Annotated in this window: 16 protein-coding genes; 6 read left to right on the top strand and 10 right to left on the bottom strand. The window is 39.3% G+C overall.

All coding sequences use genetic code 11. The annotated features are described in order from the left end of the window. Positions 1 to 55 precede the first annotated feature (55 nt). The 8 genes from ilvN to ACZ5WS_RS17080 all read right to left on the bottom strand — a co-directional run bounded on the left by ilvN (position 56) and on the right by ACZ5WS_RS17080 (position 9,771). Positions 56 to 556, bottom strand: a complete 501-nt coding sequence (gene ilvN, locus ACZ5WS_RS17045; protein WP_076921825.1) for an acetolactate synthase small subunit — start codon at positions 554 to 556, stop codon at positions 56 to 58. Further along, positions 556 to 2,280 (bottom strand): acetolactate synthase 3 large subunit, encoded by a 1,725-nt coding sequence (locus ACZ5WS_RS17050; RefSeq protein WP_464712078.1) that lies wholly within the window; start codon positions 2,278 to 2,280, stop codon positions 556 to 558. Before ACZ5WS_RS17050 ends, ilvN begins: the two co-directional genes overlap by 1 nt. Before the next feature lie 445 nt (positions 2,281 to 2,725). After that, positions 2,726 to 3,733 carry an isocitrate dehydrogenase gene (locus ACZ5WS_RS17055; RefSeq protein ID WP_138607979.1) on the bottom strand — a complete coding sequence of 336 codons (1,008 nt, stop codon included), beginning with the start codon at positions 3,731 to 3,733 and terminating at the stop codon, positions 2,726 to 2,728. 179 nt (positions 3,734 to 3,912) lie between these two features. Next, a complete protein-coding gene (locus ACZ5WS_RS17060; protein ID WP_464712079.1) occupies positions 3,913 to 5,595 on the bottom strand; it encodes a hypothetical protein in 1,683 nt (560 codons plus the stop codon). After that, positions 5,595 to 5,990, bottom strand: coding sequence for a DUF3192 domain-containing protein (locus ACZ5WS_RS17065; RefSeq protein WP_464712080.1), 396 nt, complete (start codon positions 5,988 to 5,990; stop codon positions 5,595 to 5,597). Before ACZ5WS_RS17065 ends, ACZ5WS_RS17060 begins: the two co-directional genes overlap by 1 nt. 69 nt (positions 5,991 to 6,059) lie before the next feature. After that, complete coding sequence (gene xni, locus ACZ5WS_RS17070; protein ID WP_138607984.1) at positions 6,060 to 6,833, bottom strand: flap endonuclease Xni; 774 nt, start codon at positions 6,831 to 6,833, stop codon at positions 6,060 to 6,062. An 8-nt stretch (positions 6,834 to 6,841) separates the two neighbouring features. Next, positions 6,842 to 8,185, bottom strand: coding sequence for a nucleotide 5'-monophosphate nucleosidase PpnN (gene ppnN / locus ACZ5WS_RS17075; RefSeq protein ID WP_138607986.1), 1,344 nt, complete (start codon positions 8,183 to 8,185; stop codon positions 6,842 to 6,844). 77 nt (positions 8,186 to 8,262) lie between these two features. Further along, positions 8,263 to 9,771: a GGDEF domain-containing protein gene (locus ACZ5WS_RS17080; RefSeq protein ID WP_464712081.1), complete on the bottom strand. Its 1,509-nt coding sequence runs from the start codon at positions 9,769 to 9,771 to the stop codon at positions 8,263 to 8,265. 225 nt (positions 9,772 to 9,996) lie between these two features. Between ACZ5WS_RS17080 and ACZ5WS_RS17085 the strand changes: the two genes are divergently transcribed. Next, entirely contained in the window at positions 9,997 to 11,787 is a 1,791-nt protein-coding gene (locus ACZ5WS_RS17085; protein WP_464712082.1) for a M61 family metallopeptidase, read from the top strand. A 160-nt stretch (positions 11,788 to 11,947) separates the two neighbouring features. Then, on the top strand, positions 11,948 to 14,119 hold the full coding sequence (locus ACZ5WS_RS17090) for a S46 family peptidase (RefSeq protein ID WP_464712083.1): 2,172 nt from the start codon (positions 11,948 to 11,950) through the stop codon (positions 14,117 to 14,119). Between the two features lie 306 nt (positions 14,120 to 14,425). Here ACZ5WS_RS17090 and ACZ5WS_RS17095 read toward each other — a convergent pair whose 3' ends face one another. Next, the gene (locus ACZ5WS_RS17095; protein ID WP_075170202.1) at positions 14,426 to 15,319 is read right to left on the bottom strand and encodes a response regulator; all 894 of its coding nucleotides are present in this window, start codon (positions 15,317 to 15,319) and stop codon (positions 14,426 to 14,428) included. A 98-nt stretch (positions 15,320 to 15,417) separates the two neighbouring features. Between ACZ5WS_RS17095 and ACZ5WS_RS17100 the strand changes: the two genes are divergently transcribed. Then, a complete protein-coding gene (locus ACZ5WS_RS17100; RefSeq protein ID WP_138607995.1) occupies positions 15,418 to 16,218 on the top strand; it encodes a chromosome partitioning protein ParA in 801 nt (266 codons plus the stop codon). 205 nt (positions 16,219 to 16,423) lie between these two features. Here ACZ5WS_RS17100 and ACZ5WS_RS17105 read toward each other — a convergent pair whose 3' ends face one another. Further along, positions 16,424 to 17,335, bottom strand: coding sequence for a LysR family transcriptional regulator (locus tag ACZ5WS_RS17105; protein WP_138607997.1), 912 nt, complete (start codon positions 17,333 to 17,335; stop codon positions 16,424 to 16,426). A gap of 155 nt (positions 17,336 to 17,490) precedes the next feature. Between ACZ5WS_RS17105 and ACZ5WS_RS17110 the strand changes: the two genes are divergently transcribed. From ACZ5WS_RS17110 to ACZ5WS_RS17120, 3 genes are read left to right on the top strand one after another with little or no spacing between them, the layout of a single operon-like run. Next, complete coding sequence (locus ACZ5WS_RS17110; protein ID WP_464712084.1) at positions 17,491 to 18,480, top strand: zinc-dependent alcohol dehydrogenase family protein; 990 nt, start codon at positions 17,491 to 17,493, stop codon at positions 18,478 to 18,480. A 2-nt stretch (positions 18,481 to 18,482) separates the two neighbouring features. Next, positions 18,483 to 19,307 (top strand): SDR family NAD(P)-dependent oxidoreductase, encoded by an 825-nt coding sequence (locus tag ACZ5WS_RS17115; protein ID WP_464712085.1) that lies wholly within the window; start codon positions 18,483 to 18,485, stop codon positions 19,305 to 19,307. Positions 19,308 to 19,356: 49 nt separating this feature from the next. Further along, positions 19,357 to 20,193 carry a DUF4437 domain-containing protein gene (locus tag ACZ5WS_RS17120; RefSeq protein WP_464712086.1) on the top strand — a complete coding sequence of 279 codons (837 nt, stop codon included), beginning with the start codon at positions 19,357 to 19,359 and terminating at the stop codon, positions 20,191 to 20,193. Positions 20,194 to 20,233 lie beyond the last annotated feature (40 nt).

Raw genomic sequence — 20,233 nt, forward strand, 5'->3', positions numbered from 1 at the left:
TTTATGAATAAAAAAAAGGGCTATTTAGCCCTTTTTTTTGCACTAAATTTAACGCTTATTTAGCTTTAAGTGCTTTATCTCCTCGCCCAATGCCGACCGCACCTGAGCGAACTACTTCTATAATGTCGGTTTCGTGGCGTAAGGTATCCAAAAACGATTCTATTTTATCGGTGCTGCTTACTAATTGAAGGCTGTAACTTTGTCGGCCCATATCTAAAATAGCCCCCTGAAATACATCAACAACGCGGGTAACTGCCGCACGAGTCGCTTCATCTTTGGCAAAGACTTTTACTAACAGAAGTTCGCGCTCTATGTGACTCATTTCAGTTAAATCAATAACTTTAAGTACATCGACCAGTTTGTTTACTTGCTTCGTTATTTGCTCAACAATTCTGTCATCGCCTTTAGTGGTTACCGTAATACGAGAAAGAGACTCATCATCTGTAGTGCCCACCGTTAAGCTATCAATATTGTATGCTCGTTGAGAAAAAAGCCCCACTATACGTGATAACGCACCGGGTTCATTCTCTAATAATATAGATAATATACGACGCATTATGCTTTCACTCCTTTTCTTAACCACATCTCGTCTATGCCACCATGCTTAATTTGCATCGGGTAAACATGTTCTTTTTCGTCTACTAAAATATCTAAAAATACTAATCTATCAGTGATCGACATTGCTTTGTCTATCGCAGGTTGTAATCCATCAAGGGTGTTTACCCTGATCCCTACATGGCCATAGCTTTCAACAAGCTTTACAAAATCAGGTAAAGACTCCATATACGATGAAGAGTGTCTGCCACCATAAATCATGTCTTGCCATTGTCTGACCATACCCAGTGAGCGGTTATTTAAGGAGATCACCTTTACTGCTAAGTTATACTGTAAACAGGTTGATAGCTCTTGGATGTTCATTTGAATAGAGCCGTCGCCAGTTACACATAAAGACTCTTTTTCAGGAAAAGCCAGTTTAACGCCCATTGCCGCAGGTAATCCAAAACCCATAGTCCCTAGGCCACCTGAATTGATCCACTGACGAGGGTGTTTAAATGGGTAATACTGCGCCGCAAACATTTGGTGTTGGCCAACATCAGAGCTAACATAAGCATCTCCGTTAGTGGCTTCATATATTGCCTCGATAACTGCTTGAGGTTTAATTTTGTCACCATCATTATTGTAACTAAGGCATTTTTGTTCACGCCAGCTGATCACTTGTCGCCACCAATCTTCTTGTGCACTGCGATCAATTTTAATCGAACTGTTATCTATGGCAGTTTGTAATTGCTCCAGTACCGTCGCTAAACAGCCAACAACAGGAATATGTGATTTAATGGTTTTAGAAATAGAGGTTGGATCAACATCTACATGGACAATAGTGGCATTTGGGCAGAATTTTTGAACGTTATTAGTAACCCGATCATCGAATCGTGCGCCAAGCGCCAAAATAACATCGGCATTGGCCATGGCTTTATTTGCTTCTAATGTACCGTGCATACCTAACATACCAATAAAGTTAGGGTGAATGCCCGATATACCACCTAGTCCCATAAGCGTGTTGGTAATAGGGGCGTTAAGTGACTCGACTAAATGAGTTAGTTGCTCTGAGGTGTTTGAAAGCACAATACCGCCACCCGAGTAGATAACCAGTTTCTTCGCTTCTAAAATAGCAGTAACAGCTTTACGAATTTGTTTAGAATGACCCTTTGTATTTGGATTATAGGTTCTGAGCTCAGTTGCCGCTGGAAAGTTGTAAGCAAAAGTTAGTTCTGGGTTAAGCATGTCTTTAGGAAGCTCTACTACAACAGGACCAGGGCGTCCTGTGCTGGCAATATAAAAAGCTTTGGCAAGTATATTAGGGATTTCACTCGCGCTTCTACAATTAAAGCTATGTTTTACAATAGGGCGAGAGCAACCAACAATATCGGTTTCTTGAAACGCGTCATCGCCAATAAGATTTGTTGGCACTTGACCTGATAATACCACCATAGGAATTGAATCCATATACGCAGTTGCTATGCCTGTTACACAGTTTGTTGCACCAGGTCCGGATGTAGCAAGTACAACACCTACTTCACCGGTTGCTCTTGCGTAGCCATCGGCCATGTGTGTAGCCGCTTGTTCATGGCGTACTAAAATGTGCTCAATATCATCTTGCTGAAAAAGTGCGTCGTATAAATCTAATACTGAGCCGCCGGGGTAACCAAATATATACTTTACCTTTAGCTCTTTTAATGACTTAACAACCAATTCAGAGCCATTATATTCTTGTCTACTCATCCTCATTCCTCTGTTGATTATATGCAAAAAAAAACCCTCGCGTAGTGCGAGGGTTTTAAAAAGCATTTTTCACCTTTTAATACATCCCCGCTGGGCTTATCACTAAGACCAGTACGAGTAAGACTAAAAGGCGAAATTGTGTATTCATGATGTTTTGCTCTTAAAATAAAATGCTGTTTAAATTACAATTTTTGTATGTGGTTATTTTTAAGGCTTTTGAGTACTCATGTCAACCAAAAACTGCATTTTTAGATTAAAATTTCATTTTTTAATTCATTTTAATCTATTAGTCTATTTTTTGTGAGTTTTTCTTACTTATTAGCAGATATTATGCAGATTTCTGTTGTGGTTGGGCTTGAGGAAGGTGGTTAAAACGCATAAATACGGTATTTCTTAGACATAAAAAAAGCCAGCTAATGCTGGCTTATTAATCTAACAGTATTAATTACAGACGGTCAATTACTGATTGTGTGAAATCAGTAGTGCCGTGGCTGCCGCCTAGATCACGAGTAGTACGGTCGCCTGATTTAATTACATCAGCAACAGCACTACGAATACGCTCAGCTGTATCGCCCATGTTTAAATGCTCTAGCATTTGAATAGAGGCTAAAATTACTGACGTTGGGTTCGCAAGGTTTTTACCAGCAATATCCGGCGCACTACCGTGAACAGCTTCAAAAATAGCAGCATCTTCGCCAATGTTTGCACCAGGCGCCATGCCTAAACCGCCAACTAAGCCCGCACATAAGTCAGATAAGATATCGCCGAATAAGTTAGTTGTAACGACAACGTCAAACTCTTCAGGGGTCATTACAAGCTTCATACATGTTGCATCAACAATCATTTCAGTTGATTCAATTTCTGGGTAACGCTCAGCTACTTCACGCGCTACTTTTAAGAATAACCCAGAGGTTGATTTTAAAATATTTGCTTTATGTACAGCGGTCACTTTTTTACGGCCTTCACGCACAGCAAGTTCGTATGCGAATGTAACAATTTTTTCTGCGCCTTCGCGAGTGATCACTGATTTTGCTTCAGCTTCAGTCCCATCTTCTGATACAACTTGGCCTGCACCTGAATACATGCCTTGTGTGTTTTCACGAATAGTGATGATATCAATATCGTCGTAACGTGCTTTAGTACCGGCAAACGATTTAACCGGGCGTACATTAGCGTATAAACCAAATTGCTTACGAAGTGTTACGTTGATTGATGTAAAACCTTCGCCCACAGGCGTGGTTAGTGGACCTTTTAAGGTAATTTTATTTTTAGCAATTGTGTCAATTGTTTCTTGTGGAAGCAACTCGCCTGTTTTCTCAAGCGCAGCTAGGCCAGCGTCAACAAATTCATAATCAAAATCGCATCCTGCGGCTTTTAGTATTTCAAGTGCTGAGTCGATAATGCTTGGGCCGATGCCGTCGCCTTTGATCACTGTTATGGTTTGTTTGGCCATGAACTTTTCCTTTAAAGATTTGGATACACATATAAATAATAAACACTTTCAGAGTTTAGACTACTTATATGACAGGGGTGCTAAATTTAAGCCGGCATTTATACCAATATATCACTCATTTTGCCAGTTTATAGTATGAATACAGGGTATAACTTTAAGTTATAGTGATAATAAGTCAGCTAAATACTATTGTGTAACCCTAAGCGCAGCAGTGATTGATTAAAATCTACCTCAGTTTGCCAGCCATGGCGACGAAGTTGTTGATTCAATGTTTGTTGTTGCCACGCTGTTAATGGCTGGTTGGGTTTTAATATACGCTGCGCCACAACTTTTAATGCTGCCCATAATTGACTAGCATCATCAAGCTGCTTTTTAGGGAGCTGCTCAGCTTTTAATAAAGCCGATGCCCAAGGATCGCCACTTAGTAATTCGTTAAACTCGTTGTGTAAATGAGTGGCATCTATGTTGTTTATACCAAAAAATGTACTAAACGGTGTATCGAGAGATTTATTCGGTGTTTGATCTATGATGATTTTTCTTGAAACATCAGGGCTGTAATGTATCAGTACATAATATAAATAGGCATATAAGCTTAAGCTAATACGCTCACTTTGAACGCTAGGATTATGTTTAACTAATAGCTCTAATATATTTACTAAACAGCTAATACGGGTGTATAAAAAGGCATGTAGAGGATGAGCAATGCTATTTACTAATTGTTCAAACACGACCCCTTGAATAATAGCGGGTGCTTTATCGTAACCCACCATAGATAAGCTGTGCCTTAAATCTTTAGCGGCTAATCGCTCTTTATTGTAGTGCTTTACTGCTAAACACACTGACTTTACAACATCAGGGTAGGGAGTAAGTAAGGTGTTTAAAGCTTTAAAACTGTATTCTTTTTGCGTTTTTATTTGTTTTACTAACTGATACAAAGGCGTTTGTGCAGATTGATTATTATGCGTGATATTAAGATGTTCACTGTCCCATATTTTTAAAAATAAGCGATTATCGTTGCATTCCCATGCTTTTGAGTCATCCACTAAGGACGCTTTTATACGATACCATACCATCTTAGTATTGGCGTTATTAACTATAATATGTCGGCCTTGTGTATCAGTGGCTAAATAAACCATAGCTTGGTCGGCATAAACAACTTGGCTGCCTGGTATATATCGTCCTATATGAGCAACTAACGCTTTTAATAACGCTTGTGCAAATGAGTTAGGGGTTCTTATATATAAATCAGCGACCGCTTTATAAAAATTTATGTGCTGTTGCTTTGTATTACAAGTAACGTTAAGCGCTAGTATATTTGCTAAAGCAACCACCACACTAGCACCGTCATAAAGCATAATTTTAGGTGTATCTAATAATGCATGTTTGTATTTGCTGAGTTTAGCCAAAATATGGGCAATTTTATGTGCAGGTTGCTTAGCCGTTAATAGTACTTTGGCAGCAAGCTTATGGCGTAACGACCATATTTTTTTATCGGCTTCGTTAAACGCTTGCTGTTCAGCTAGCTTATTTAATTGCTTAGCAACACAAAGGTGCTCAACTAGTGAAGCACTAATATAAAGCTCGGTTAAATCGTTGTCGTAGTTTTGGCTACTACACAAAGCACAGGTTAATACACACTGATTAACGACTAAATTGGTTGCGTAACTATACTGTGTTTTATATAGATTTAACTGAGTTTGTAAGGCCGCTGGGTTTTGTTTGTATAACGCTGCGTATTGCTCTGATAGTTTACACACAAGAGGGTAAAAGGTATGCCACTGACTTTTGTTGTTATGGGAGCTTAAAAGCAATTGTGTGCTTTCGAGTAGTTTTTTTAGTTTACCCGACAGTGGAGCTTCCATTAAGTTTTCCCGTCATTATGCTCAAGGTATTTTTCATAAGCACTTGGGCCCCACATTATTAGTTGGCCATTTTTAAATAGCAACCCAGTACATTCATCCATGGTGGTGATGCCGTCAGAAGTTTTATGTTGGGTGCGATAAAAAATTACTTGCCATACTTGCTCGCCATCACGTTTAGCATAGGTTAAATCTGGACTACCTAAGTATTCAAGCACATCATTTAGCGTAAAGGTATCTTCCAAGCGCAATTTCTCTATATAGCGTTTATTAAAAGCTTCTCTATCTTGCCAAATCATAGCTTGTGGATCGTCTTTATAAAACATAATAACCGTCGTGGCTATTAGTGCATATAAACCTAATCCTAATATTAAATACCTAAAAAACTTTTTAAACATTGCTAACCCAGATCAAAACACCTATTACTAGTATACGTACTGCTAAAGTGCAGCGCTATTAACTTGCGACTAATTAAGCCTTAACTGCTTTAAACTAAAGCCTAAATGGATATCTGTACGCAAACTCACCAACTGCTTAGAAATAATAAACATATCCATATCTTCATTCAGCTTTTTTTGTAACCGCGCGTTTAACGATTCATCCTTTAACGCTTCTTCAATAGAGCTATATTGATTAACCAATTGCTGCGCAGATTTAACACCAATACCTTTCACACCCGGAATGTCATTGGTTTTATCGCCTGCTAATGCCCAAAAGTCGATGAGTTTATGTTGAGCGACAGCAAAGCGCTCTTCAATATGTTCTTTATTCAGGTGCTGCTTTTTAAAGTAATCGTATACTTCAATATGCTCATTCAAATGAGGTAAAAATCCTTTATCCGTAGAGACAATGGTGTTGTTTATCTGATTATTAGCGGCTTTATGCGCTAAAGTCGCAATAATATCGTCGGCTTCATCGTTAGTCGGTTCAAATACCACAATACCGGTTTCTTCAATGGCCGCTTTAAAATGAGGTAACGCGCTTTTTAGAGTCTCTGGCATAGGAGCACGCGAATGTTTGTAGTCTTTATAAAAGTGGTAACGCCAGCTTTTGTCACCATCAAAAACGGCTATTGCATGGGTTGCATTGGTGGTTGTTAAAAGCTTTTTGCATGCATGTGCAACTCGGGCACAGCATGCTTTTAACATGTGTTCGTCGCTATGATGGCTTTGGTTTGCATCAACAGCATAAATGCGCCTAATTAAATTAAGCGCATCAATAAGGAGTAAATGGGGATTCAATTATAAACTCACGCTTTTATTGTATAACAAGGGATATACTTACTTCCGGGAAGTTTCATTCTACCTTGTTCTACAAACGCTTGTAAAAGTTTGTCCATTGCTTTCATTAAATCAGGCTCACCACTTAGTACATAGGGGCCATGCTCGTTAATTACATTTAAGCCTTCTTCTTTTACGTTACCGGCAACAATTCCCGAAAACGCACGGCGTAAATTAGCTGCAAGCTGTTGTTTGGGCTGATCAAGGTGTAAATCAAGTGACGCCATGGCTTCATGAGTTGGGTAAAAAGGCTGCTGAAAATCATTTTCTATTTTCAACGTCCAATTAAAGTAATAAGCATCGCCTTGGCTTTTACGATATTCGCGAACTCCGCTCATAGCCGATTTAAGCTTTTGGCTAACTAATTGAGGATCATCAATAATCACTTCAAATTTACTCAGTGCGGCATCGCCTAAAGTCATTTGAATAAACTTACAAAGCTCTTCAAAGTAAGCTTTGCTGTGTTTAGGGCCAGTTAAAATAACCGGTAAACATTGCTTTTCGTTTTCGGGGTGTAACAAAATACCTAATAAATATAGCAACTCTTCGGCTGTACCTGCGCCACCTGGAAAAATTATAATGGCATGTGCGGTACGAACAAATGCCTCAAGACGTTTTTCAATATCGGGTAAAATAACCAGTTCATTTACAATCGGATTGGGTGGCTCTGCCGCTATAATGCTTGGCTCAGTTAAACCTAAATAACGATTATTGGTAATACGTTGCTTTGCATGGCCAATGGTTGCGCCTTTCATTGGGCCTTTCATTGCACCAGGCCCACAGCCGGTACAAATATTTAACCCACGTAACCCCAGTTCATAGCCAACTTGTTTAGTGTATTTATATTCGACTTCGTTAATCGAATGGCCACCCCAACATACAATCATGTTAGGTTCGCTATTTACTTTAAGTGCGTCGGCATTTCTTAGCATGTCAAAAACCATGTGAGTAATGGCTTTTGTTTCCTGCAGGTTTTTTTCATACTTTTGGCAAATAAACAAAATATCGCGAATAACCGAAAATATGTGCTCATGTATACCAGTTACTATGTGGCCATCAACAAAGGCTGTTTGCGGAGGATTTTCTAATTCAATTTTTATACCGCGTTCACGGCTGACCAAGCGTATATCAAAATCTTTATGTTTATCGTAAATATCATTGCTTACATCGGTGTGGCTGCCTACATTAAGCACGGCCAATACACAGTTTCTAAATAGTCTGTAGCGTTCGCTGGTTGATGATTGCTCGAGTAAGTCTACTTCTAGCTGCGACAATAAGTCTAATACCCCTGTAGGGTTTAATTGTATTAGCATCGACATTCTCCTTGAAACTTCTTGGGTAAATTTACTGCGTAGTTATGCCTTATACTCAAAGGTAAAAGTGCATAACACTATTTACTAATACACAGACGATCCCGGCCTGAGTTTTTAGCATCGTATAGAGCTTCATCGGCTCTATCAAACGCTTTTAGAGGCGTATCACCCACTTCAAATTGGGTTGCGCCTAACGAAACGGTAATTTGAATTTGTTTGTCTTTAAATTTAAATGGGATCTTTTTAATCGACAGTCTTAATTTATTGAGATGCTCGACAGCGTTATCAAGTGATGTACGAGGCATTAATAACACAAACTCTTCGCCGCCATAACGGGCAATAAAGTCAGTTTGTCTAATCGATTTTTGCAGCGCTTTGGCAATCACTTGCAAGGTAATGTCGCCGGCTGTGTGACCAAAGCGATCGTTAATTGATTTGAAATGATCAACATCAATAACCACTAAGGTTATGTCTGACGGTTGTTCATTAAACAAATTAATTTCGTGATTGTAGCGTTCGTCAAAGGCTGCTCGATTAGGTAACTTGGTAAGACTGTCGAGTAAACTTTTAAAGCGTTGTTCATTTAAACGTTTTTTATAATTACTAACTTTGTTTTCTAAACTGCCAATTCTATCGTTTATATGTGCAAAGCTAGAAATTAAAATTTGGCGATCTTTTTGTTCCAGTTGTTCTTTTTCTAGAATGTCTGCACTCAATGAGCGTAACTCATTTTCAACCAATTGCTTTAACTCTGTAATTGATGTTGCTTTATTTGTTTGTGTATTTAAATTTTTTAATTTTTCACCAATTCGTTGATTAATTGATTCGAATTCAACATTCATCGATTCAGAATGTTCTCTGGTTGAAACCAATGAACTATGTAGCTCTCCAAGCGTTTGGTTTAATGAAGTTAAAAAGCTTTGCGCTGACGCACGCTCAACTTGAATGCTTTGTACAATGAGTGTGATTACATCAATTGCTGCATCAAGAAGTTGGTCTACGGCTTTATTTTTAGCGATACGTTTTTTTATTAAATACAGCTCATCGTTGGCTTCTTCTTCAAGTACTAACTGACTAACTAATTTAAATAGCTTTTCAGTAAGAGCACTAAGATTTGGAGGCTCAAAGGTATCGTTGCTTTTAGCTAATAAAGCTTGATGATAAAAAGTGATCAGCTGATTTAAAACAGGTATAAAACCATGTACTGATTGAATATCGTCTAGCTCGTTATCGAGTAAGTGGCGCAGTGTTCTGCGGGTATCGTTAGGTAAACCTTTGGTTTGTTGTAATTGCTTACCTGCATTTTGTACACTGGTGAGAAGATCACGTTGATGTGCTAGTTGAATGGCTTCTTGGTTTTTTAGCAAAGCTAAAATATCATCCACCAAAGGAGCAAAGTCTTCATAACCCATTCCTTTGTTTAATGCGTTTCGAAACTTAGCTAGGCGGTTATCAAGCTCAGTATCAAGTCCCTTACAGCTTAATGATAACTTAGCTGCAAAATTAGAAAGCGTACTCACTTGATGTTGGCGAGCACTTTCTACTACTTTTCTACTGTCGATTGCTTGCTTTAGTTTTTGTTCCACCGTATTGGAGCTCCTAGACACCTACACACCATTATCTTAATACCTTTATTGTTTTAGTTTACAACAAAAACATATTAATAGTAGGGATGAGATCAAAAACTTAATGTTTTTAATAACAAAATACGAGCGATCTTAAATATAAGTGCATTTACCGCTTTTAATTCACTTTTAAAATGGGTCTTGTTAACCTTGGTACAACAATACGTTATATAAAAAAGAGCCTTCATGAAAAAGCTACTTGCCTTATCAATTTTAGCTGCCTGTTCAGCACCTGTATTTGCCGACGTTAACTACGCTTTAAATATCTCTCAGCCAGAACATCATTTAGGTGATGTAAATGTAGAGTTTCCTAAAACTGCGCAGTCTTATTTAGATGTAAAATTGCCAGCATGGCGTACTGGTCGCTACGAAATTTTAAACCTTGCCAATGGCGTTCGCTATTTTAAAGCCAGCGACGATGAAGGTAATGCATTAAAGTGGGAAAAAATAGACCACAGCACATGGCGTGTTCATTTAAATGAGCCGACTCAAGTCAATGTTGATTACCAAGTGTATGCCAATGAGCTAGGTAAGCGCGCTCGCCATATTGACGATAGCCATGCGTTTGTTGATGCATCGGGCTTTTTTATGTTTAGCGAGTCATTTCGCCAAGAGCCAGTTACGGTTGAATTAAACGTACCTAAAGCATGGCGCTCTGTGTCAGGTATGGAAAATTATAAAAACAAACACAGCTTTAAAGCCAGTGACTACGACGTGCTAGTTGATTCTCCAATAGAAACCGGTGTTAATGAACTGCGTACTTTTGAAGTTGATGGCCGTGAGTATGAACTAGTGGTGTGGGGCGAAGGTAATTACGACATAGAACTGATGCTAACCGATCTGAAAAAGCTAGTGGCAACGGGCAATGTAATTTGGGACAGCTACCCGTATGAGCGTTATGTATTTATGGTGCATGCTACATCGGGCGCGGGCGGTGCAACCGAACACTTAAACTCAACTATTATTCAACGCCCACGTGATCGCTTTGCTAAACGTGAAGACTATTTAGCTTTTATCAGTACAGCGGCACATGAATTTATTCATACTTGGAATGTAAAAGCATACCGTCCTAAAGGACTTGCGCCATATGACTACACTAATATTAATTATTCAAAATTGCTGTGGATTGCTGAAGGGTCTACCAGCTATTTTGAAGATCATTTATTAGTGCGTTCGGGTATTCAAACCACCGATGAATTTTTTAAGAACTTTAGTAAAACCATTAATCGCCACCTCACTACCCCTGGTCGTGAAGTGCAAAGTGCAAGTGAAACCAGCTTTGATAAATGGATAAATCAAGGTGGCGATCATGCACGTAATTACGGCACTAATATTTATCTTGAAGGCTCGTTATTGTCGATGGCGTTAGATATAGACCTACTTGAAAAAAGCCAAGGTAAAATAAGCTATAAAGACGTACACAACGAACTTTATAAGCAACATAAGCTACCAGCGGGTTTTACTGAACAAGACGTATTAGCTATTTTAAAACAACTATCAGGACGTGATTACAGCGCTTGGTGGCAAGAAAATGTTAGCACACCAGCCAGCCTAGATTTTGATGAATTACTGGCAAAAGTTGGTTTAAGCTTTGAATTACCAGAAAAAGCCAAGGCCACACCAAGCTTAGATGCCTTTACTAAAAATACTGGTGAGTTACTAACACTTACCCATGTACGCCGCGATGGCGCAGCATGGCAAGGTGGCTTAACTACAGACGATAAACTCGTCGCTATTAACAAAAAGCATGTAGGGAAAAACTTAACCGCGAGCCTAGAAACCTTTAAAGCAGGAGACAAGGTAACTGTTGATTTTATTCGCCGTGATGCATTAATGTCGACTGAGCTTGTGTTGTCTGAAGATTTCGACAAACCTAAAAAAGTAGTCGCTAATAAAAATGCTACTGCTGAGCAAAAAGCGCTGTTTAAAGCATGGATGGGCGTAGCGCATCCAAATGATGTGAAAAAAGACGACTAACATCGTTTATCTTTTTGTTTAAAAAGGAGCTTAGGGTCACAAACCCTGAGCTCCTTTTTTGTTTATTGAGCGCTATATTGTAACAATTTATCTCAGCGCAGTTGACCTAACTCATACTTAATGAGTAATCTGCTGGTTCAATAATAAAAGGGATTCTATAATGCGTTTAAAACCTCTTGTTGCCACATTGGTAGTAACCTGTTCACTGGCACTTTCTTCTGCGGTCCATGCCGATGAAGGCATGTGGCAACCTCATCAATTACCAGAGCTTGAGTCAATTTTAAAAGCCAAAGGGCTTGAAATTAGCGTTGATTCAATTTCAAAATTAACCGAATTTCCAATGAATGCGGTTATCAGCTTAGGCGGTTGTACAGCCTCGTTTGTTTCGCCAAAAGGCTTAGTTGTAACTAACCATCACTGTATTTATGGTTCGGTGCAATATAATTCAACGCCTGAAAATAACATTTTAGAAAATGGCTTTTTAGCAAAAACACCGGCTGAAGACCTACCAGCTGCGCCAGGTTCACGTGTGTACGTAACCGAAACAGTGACCAATGTGACCGATAAAGTGATTAGCGGCACTAACGAGCTAAGCGCAAAAGCACGCTATGATGCGTTAGAAAAAAATCAAAAAGCACTCGTTGCACAGTGTGAAGCTGATGCTAGCTACCGTTGTAATGTGTATTCGTTTCATGGTGGTTTAGAGTTTTACCTAATTAAATCGCTGGAAATTAAAGATGTACGTTTAGCGTATGCACCTGCCATGGGCGTAGGTAAATATGGTGGCGATATAGATAACTGGATGTGGCCGCGCCATACAGGCGATTTTGGTTTTTACCGCGCCTATGTAGGTAAAGATGGCAAGCCAGCAGAGTACAGTGAAGATAACGTACCGTACGTGCCAAAGTCTTACTTAAGTGTAAGTGCTAAAGGCGTTCAAGAGGGCGACTTTGTTATGGTAACTGGCTACCCAGGGCGTACTAATCGCTACCGTATTGCGGCAGAGGTCGATTATGTTTTTAACGACAGTTACCCTAAAGCGCGCATGCACAATACTAAATACGTGTCACTAATTGAAGAAAACTCAGAAGATGGCAGCAAAGCCCGTATTGCTTACGAAAGCACCATAGCCGGTTACAACAACTACATTAAAAACTATGGTTCAATGATTGAAAGCTTCAAAAAAGGCACCATGTTTGAGCGTAAAAAACAGTTTGAACAGGAACTTACAAGCTGGATCAACAGCGATAGCGAACGTAAACAGCGCTACGGAAATGTGCTTAATGAGTTATCGACATTAGTAGCACAATCGCAAGAGCATAGTGAGCGCGACCGTATGGTAGGCTATGTTCATCGTTCACAAATGATCAGCACGGCACGTCGTTTATATCGCTTAGCGGTTGAAAAACAAAAGCCAAATAGTGAGCGCGAATCAGGTTATCAAGAACGCGATTTACCGCGTATTAAATCTTCTCTTGAGCGTATGTCACGTCGCTTTGATGCCAATGTAGATAAAGCTATATTACTGCACTTTTTAGAGCAATATGCAGCATTACCTAAAGCAGAGCGTTTTAGTGAAATTGATAAAGCTTTTGCTTTAGAAAACGGTTTTGATAAAGCAAAACAAAGTGCATTGCTAGATGAAATGTACGCTAACTCAAGATTAGATAATGAAATTGTACGTAATTCATTATTTGAACAAACACTGAGCCAGCTTAACCAAAGCCAAGATCCGTTCATGCAATATGCAAAAGCCATATTCACAGTAATGAAAGCCGAAGAAGATAAGTCAAAAGCCTTGGCTGGTAAGTTACAAGCTGCTCGCCCAGAGTTAATGAGTGCAATTATTGCCTTTAACAAAGCGCAAAACAAACCGGTTTACGCCGATGCAAACAGCACATTACGTGTAACTTACGGCACGGTAGGCGGTTATTCTCCGCAAGATGGATTAGTGGCTACGCCGTTTACTTCACTTGAAGGCTTATTGGCTAAAAACACCGATGTTGACCCATTTAATGCGCCTAAAAAGCTGCAAGAGCAAATTAAAGCGAAGCTTTATGGTGATTACACTGGTGGCATGAATACTGTTCCAGTTAACTTTTTATCAAATGTAGACACGACAGGTGGTAACTCAGGTTCGCCAACGCTTAACGGCGATGCTGAGCTGGTGGGTTTACTGTTTGACGGTGTGTACGAAAGCATTATTGGTGATTGGGATTACAACCCAGAACTAAACCGCTCAATTCATGTAGATTCACGCTACATGCTGTGGGTAATGGATAAAGTAGATAACGCCCAAAACCTATTAGACGAAATGAAAATAGTAAAATAAGTAGCAGTTAAAATAACAAAAGGCGCTTACCTTAACCGGAAGCGCCTTTTTTGTTTAAACATGTTTGGATTAATTTAACTTAGGGTACGGGCTTCGGGGGGAGCTAATATTTGACTTTTCACTGGCGCGTTTAAGACTATGTGATGGTTTTTGTTTCTCATTTTTTGCTCATTCACTTCTCTTTGTGTAATAAGATCCTTAAGTGATTGATTTACCATGAGGGTGCAGAGAGGCTGCGCTTTTGCAGGAGCAGGGTGTTTTTAAAATTAAACTTTTTTATAATGGTAACTACGTAAGTTTAATTTACTAAATGCCAACTAGCATAATTTTACCTTGTGCCATGCCCTCAAGCTGGCAGCTAAAATCAATACGCTTTTCAGCAGGTGTTTTATACAGCAAAGTGAGCTTACGAAAAGGCGTGGTAATCACTTTGACCGTTTTGATTTGTAAACTAACGCGTGTTCGTTTGTCTAAAAAAGCAAAAGCCGTTTCCGTTAACGCTTTTTTACATGCGCTTAATGCTGTATTCGTTACAACGCCAGATAATATTGAGTTACTAATATCTTCAGCCGACAAGCTGCTATAGCCACTTGCCATTACGCAGGCGGCATAAATATCAAGTATGGCAATAGCGCGTACTTTTTGACTTTTAGGATCCTCATAAACAGCCATTACACAGGGTACTTTAGATTCATCGAATACCTGCGGTTGAATTGTGTTTACGATTAAAGACTGACTTATATGTTTATGAAACAACCGTTCTAATTGCGACAACTTTGGCAACGCTAAATCATCATTTAATTCAATTTCATCAGGAATGACTTCGTTATTTTCTACAAGTTGAACCAGAGGTAATAACTTATCGTGAAGTTGTTCATCTGTAAAAGGTTTTGATAGAACAAAAGATGCGCCAAAGCTAATGGCTTCTTCAATTTGAGACTTTTCATCAACCGTGGTTAGCATTGCTACTATTATATTAAGTTGCCTTTGCTTTATTGCACGTAATAGCGTAACTCCACACATGTCAGGCATATGCCAGTCTGTAAGCACAATATCGGGGTGCCAACTACCAATCAGCGTTAACGCTGATTTAGCATTGTTGGCTTTTTCTATTAATAACTTCCGATAGCCAAACTTTTCCAACCCTCGGCGTACTATTTCAAGTGTTGCATGGCTATCATCCACGATAAGTATTTTCACACAGGTAACTTTTTTTTTAATGTTGTTGTTATTATGGCAGATTTTTTTCACAGCGCTAAACTCTAGTAAATAAACACTTAATTTAAGATAACTAAATAATGCCATATGCCGTATTTCCGCCAGAGGTTTATCATTATATTGCTATAAATTTTGGGCTACTTATTTTAGCCGCGTGGTTTTATATTCTTTTACTGATACTCAGAGAGTTTAGGGCATTTGCACTTAGCATGGTTAAAAGTAACGGCACAATGGATGATGCTACTTTAGCTATGTGCAGAGAGTCTGTTGAAAATGCCATGAGCTATGTTAACGATAATCGAAAAACTATCGCTGAGTTAATCAGTGTACAAATGCTATTACAACAGCAATTAACTGAGGTTACTTCATCAACCAAAGATCATGTTACCGAAAAAGAACAACAGCTAATCGATGATCTCAATAAAAAATTAAAACGCTCGCATAAGTTAATCCGCAAACTTAAAGGGGATTTGGATAAAAGTGTTGAAAAATTAAAAGTTACCCGTCAAAAACTCTATGCACAATATGATGCAGTGACTGTACTTCAAGAAGAAAAAGACCAGTTACAAGCAGATTATGAAGCGCTTAAAACCGCGAGCGAAAATAGTGATAAAACATCAAACGCAGATGCATCGTCAACGCCCGATCAAACAAAGTTACTTAACACTTTAAACGAATATAAAAGGCAAATTGCAGAGCAAGACCAACTATTACAGCAATTGCAGTTACAAACTGACGGGCCAGAAAGTAGTGAAGAGCTTGACACATTAAAGCAAGAGCTAGAAAAAACCCAGTACGCACTTAAGCACCTTACAAAAGAAAAAAAATTCATTGAGGGACGCTATTTAGAAATGATGAAAAATAGCCAAAAACCAAGCTAACTAACGACTTTTTTTAGCCTTAGCGAGTAAACGTTATTACAGTGTTTTCTGCTCATTCACTTCTCTTTGTGAAATAAGGTATTTAGTGATTTATGAACGAAGAGAGCACAGAGACGCTGCGCTTTTAGAGGAAGATATAAAACAAAACTGTTTTACTAACAGTGTAATTAGGCCTTCTGATAATTAACGTGCTAACTGTTTTGGGCTAGTTGGTTGACCATACCGGTGGAGAGCCTATTTTATCGACTAAAAAATCTATAAAGACTCTCACTTTAGGCGTTAACACATTCGACTTTGGATATACTAACCAAACCGCAGCCTCATCGTCGACGATATAGTCTGGGAGTACACGAACAAGAGTGCCTTTCTCCAGCTCTTTATAAATACTCCACAAAGAACTCATACAAATACCTGCCCCTGATTCAGCTGCAATACGCATAGCTGCACCATCATCACACATGATTCGACTCTGACTTGTTTGTGGAGGAAAGTAATAAGTTGAGAGGTTTTGTGATGAGGTTAACTTTTTTGATTTTGCATTCATAAATATGAGCAGTTGATGAGAATTCAAATCATCTGGGTGTTTCGGCGTGCCTCTGTTTTTTAGATACTCAGGTGAAGCACATAAAACACGGGTATCGTTTGCTAACTTTCGACCGATTAAGCTACTATCTTGCGCAGTATAGTTTCTTAACGCCAAATCAAATCCACCTTGGATTAAATTAACTTGTGTATCAGACAAGCTAAGCTCAACGTTTACTTTTGGGTATTTGTTTAAAAACTCGGGTAAAAACGGCGCAACAAATCTTTGAGCGAACGTGGAAGATGCAGCGAATCTCAAGGTGCCGCTCACTTCTGAACTACCTTTTCCGAGTGCAGAGAAAGCGGCGTCTTCCTGTGCAATGATTTCTTTTGCGTAGGGTAAAAACTCAGTGCCTTCAATGGATAAACTAACCCTTCGAGTAGAGCGGTGAAATAAATCAGCCCCTAATTGTACTTCTAATTTTGATAACCGCGCACTTGCAACAGAAGGAGCAAGTCCAAGCTGATCACCGGCAGCACTGATGTTAAGAAGTTCTGCAACCTTAATGAAAAGACGTATGCCATTGGTATCCATTATTATATCCAATATCGAAATACTGTTTCTATTTATACATCATTTATTACCATAATCAAAACTATTAGACTGTATTTAAAAGTCGAACAGCGTTTAATTTGTGTCGCAAACACTTTAAGCGCCAAAGTGTCAGCTAACAACGAAAGGGCAATAAAATGAAAGCAATGATTGTAAACACATTCGGTTCAACAGATGTATTCGAGTTAAGTGAAATTGCAAAACCGCAAATAAAGCCACACCATGTTTTAGTAAGCATAAAAGCGACAAGCATTAACACTGTCGACACTATGATCAGACAGATGGGTCCTGAGCTACCGTTATCGCCAGCTGCACCTGCGCTCTTAGGTATGGATTTTGCTGGTGTTGTTGAAGAAGTTGGTGAGGGCGTAACAATGTTTGCCAAAGGTGATGAAGTGTATGGTTGTGCTGGTGGTCTAGCCGATTTACCGGGAACATTAGCTGAATATATTGTTGCTGATGCTGATTTGCTTGCACTAAAGCCAAAAAATTTAACAATGCAAGAAAGTGCAGCACTACCTCTAGTGGGTATTACCGCTTATGAAGGCTTACAGCGAGCAGGCGTCAATAAAGGACAAAAAGTTCTTGTGCATGGTGGCTCTGGTGGTGTTGGTCATATAGCAATCCAGCTGGCGAAACATTTTGGGGCAGACGTATACTCTACAGGCGGTGGTGAGTCGCAGTTGCAAATGATACATACCCTTGGTGCTACCGGTATTAATTATAAGAATGAATCAGTAGCTCAATATGTTGATAAATATACTAATGGAAACGGTTTCGATATTGTTTTTGATTCTGTAGGCGGTGAGAATATGATTAACTCTTTTGAAGCAGCTGCTCTAAACGGTCATGTTGCCTCGACCGTTGCCATGGTTAATATTGATTTGTCTACCGCACATTTCAAAGGTCTGTCGTTGCATGTCGTATTTATGCTCATTCCTATGTTGCATAATAGTGGGCGAAAAGAGCACGGTCGTATTTTGGAAGCTATTGCTAAAATAGCAGAGTCAGGTGATTTGCGCCCAATAGTAGACAAAGAAACGTTTACCCTAGAGCAGGCATCGCAGGCCCATGCACACTTAGAAAGTGGTAAGGCGATGGGTAAAGTTGTGATAAAGGTAGCTTAACGTTGAAAACCATACTTATTACCGGTGCCACCGATGGCATCGGACTAGAAACTGCCAAACTAGCTGTATCTTTAGGTTGCCATGTTTTAATGCATGGCAGAAACCAAGAGAAACTTAACACGGCAATTGCTGATATAAAGCAAGCTGAAGCAAGTGCTAAGATTACTCCCTACTTGGCTGATCTTTCTAGTTTTACCGAGACCATGGCTTTAGGCAAAATCATTGCAAATAGTCATGAAACTATCGATGTTATTATTAACAATGCGGGTATATTTAAAACACCTAACCCTAAAACTGAAGATAAGTTAGATGTGCGCTTTGTCGTCAATACCTTTGCTCCGATACTGCTAACCCAATTATTAGTAAATCATTTAGCGATTGATGGTCGAGTGGTAAACCTGTCGTCTGCTGCGCAAGCGCCTATTAATATTGAGGCAATGGCTGGTGTTACTTCAGTAAATGATGATTTTCAGGCCTATGCGCAAAGCAAATTAGCACTTACTATTTGGACGAGAGAGTTTTCAAAAACAATGCTGCCGTCACAGAATTGCGTTGCAGTTAACCCAGGATCCTTATTAGCCTCTAAAATGGTAAAAGAAGGTTTTGGAGTTTCAGGAAATGACATTGGCATTGGTGCAAAAATTTTAATGCAGGCAGCTTTATCAAACGAGTTTGCAAACGCGTCTGGACAGTACTTTGATAACGACTCAAAACAATTTACAGATCCACACCCTTATGCGCTTGATGCAAATAACAGTGAACTCGTTATGAGTTGTTTAGCATCAATTATTAGCAAATTTAGCGTCGATACGTTTGATAGGGCGTAAACAACTCAGGTTATTGAAATAGATTTAACTGAACATAATGGAGCTTTAGATGAAAATTATTAGCAAACTGATCGTGCTTCTTTCACTGACGATAGTAACGAAGGTAACTGCAAATCAAGAGAATTTTCGTGTTGTATCCGTAGAAGAACTTAATTGGGGCTACTTAAACCCCGCCAGAGGTGACAAAGGTCCAAGCGCCGCAGACTTATGGGGAGATAGAACTAAAGATATGCCAGCGGGTATTCTTCTAAAATTTCCAAAGCGCTTTTCCTCACCCCCACATGTTCACAATATCTCCTACAGGGGGGTTGTTATTGATGGAGAGCTTCATAACGATGACCCCAATGCTGCCAATATGTGGCTACCAACCGGTTCATATTGGACTCAACCTGCAGGTGAAGTACACATCACGACGGCGAATGACAAACAAAGCGTTGCTTTTATTGAAATAAATACTGGTCCATATCTGGTGAAGTCACCACAAAACGCCTTTGATAATGGTGAAAGACCTTTTAATATGCATACCAAAAATAGTGTTTGGTCAGATATAGTCGCTAAAGAGTCGATGACTAAAACGGGCGTCAAAATAACCTATTTGTGGGGTAGCCTTGAAGAGGGTGAATTTAGAGGTGCACTTCTCAAATTTCCACCAGGTGTATCAGCAGCACTGAGCAGTAAAGCAAATACACTGCACGCTGTATTAATCAAAGGAAAGATAGCCTATCAAACACAAAGTAGCTTAAAGACACTTAAACCCGGTAGTTATTTTGGTTCAAATGGCCTACATGCTCATCAACTTTCTTTCAACGATGATGATGAAAGCCTTATTTACGTGCGAAGTGATGGTGAATTCGACATTATATTAAACCCTAATTTATATCAATAAGTGCAAGGCGGTCGTTACTTGAAAGTTACGAAAGCCTTGG

Source organism: Pseudoalteromonas sp. 11L1, assembly GCF_055397545.1.

What these genes read in the sequence shown, in the direction of transcription:
- ilvN (WP_076921825.1), bottom strand. Translation starts at nt 556, where the DNA reads ATGCGTCGTATATTATCTATATTATTAGAGAATGAACCCGGTGCGTTA.
- ACZ5WS_RS17050 (WP_464712078.1), bottom strand. Translation starts at nt 2,280, where the DNA reads ATGAGTAGACAAGAATATAATGGCTCTGAATTGGTTGTTAAGTCATTA.
- ACZ5WS_RS17055 (WP_138607979.1), bottom strand. Translation starts at nt 3,733, where the DNA reads ATGGCCAAACAAACCATAACAGTGATCAAAGGCGACGGCATCGGCCCA.
- ACZ5WS_RS17060 (WP_464712079.1), bottom strand. Translation starts at nt 5,595, where the DNA reads ATGGAAGCTCCACTGTCGGGTAAACTAAAAAAACTACTCGAAAGCACA.
- ACZ5WS_RS17065 (WP_464712080.1), bottom strand. Translation starts at nt 5,990, where the DNA reads ATGTTTAAAAAGTTTTTTAGGTATTTAATATTAGGATTAGGTTTATAT.
- ppnN (WP_138607986.1), bottom strand. Translation starts at nt 8,185, where the DNA reads ATGCTAATACAATTAAACCCTACAGGGGTATTAGACTTATTGTCGCAG.
- ACZ5WS_RS17085 (WP_464712082.1), top strand. Translation starts at nt 9,997, where the DNA reads ATGAAAAAGCTACTTGCCTTATCAATTTTAGCTGCCTGTTCAGCACCT.
- ACZ5WS_RS17090 (WP_464712083.1), top strand. Translation starts at nt 11,948, where the DNA reads ATGCGTTTAAAACCTCTTGTTGCCACATTGGTAGTAACCTGTTCACTG.
- ACZ5WS_RS17100 (WP_138607995.1), top strand. Translation starts at nt 15,418, where the DNA reads ATGCCATATGCCGTATTTCCGCCAGAGGTTTATCATTATATTGCTATA.
- ACZ5WS_RS17105 (WP_138607997.1), bottom strand. Translation starts at nt 17,335, where the DNA reads ATGGATACCAATGGCATACGTCTTTTCATTAAGGTTGCAGAACTTCTT.
- ACZ5WS_RS17110 (WP_464712084.1), top strand. Translation starts at nt 17,491, where the DNA reads ATGAAAGCAATGATTGTAAACACATTCGGTTCAACAGATGTATTCGAG.
- ACZ5WS_RS17120 (WP_464712086.1), top strand. Translation starts at nt 19,357, where the DNA reads ATGAAAATTATTAGCAAACTGATCGTGCTTCTTTCACTGACGATAGTA.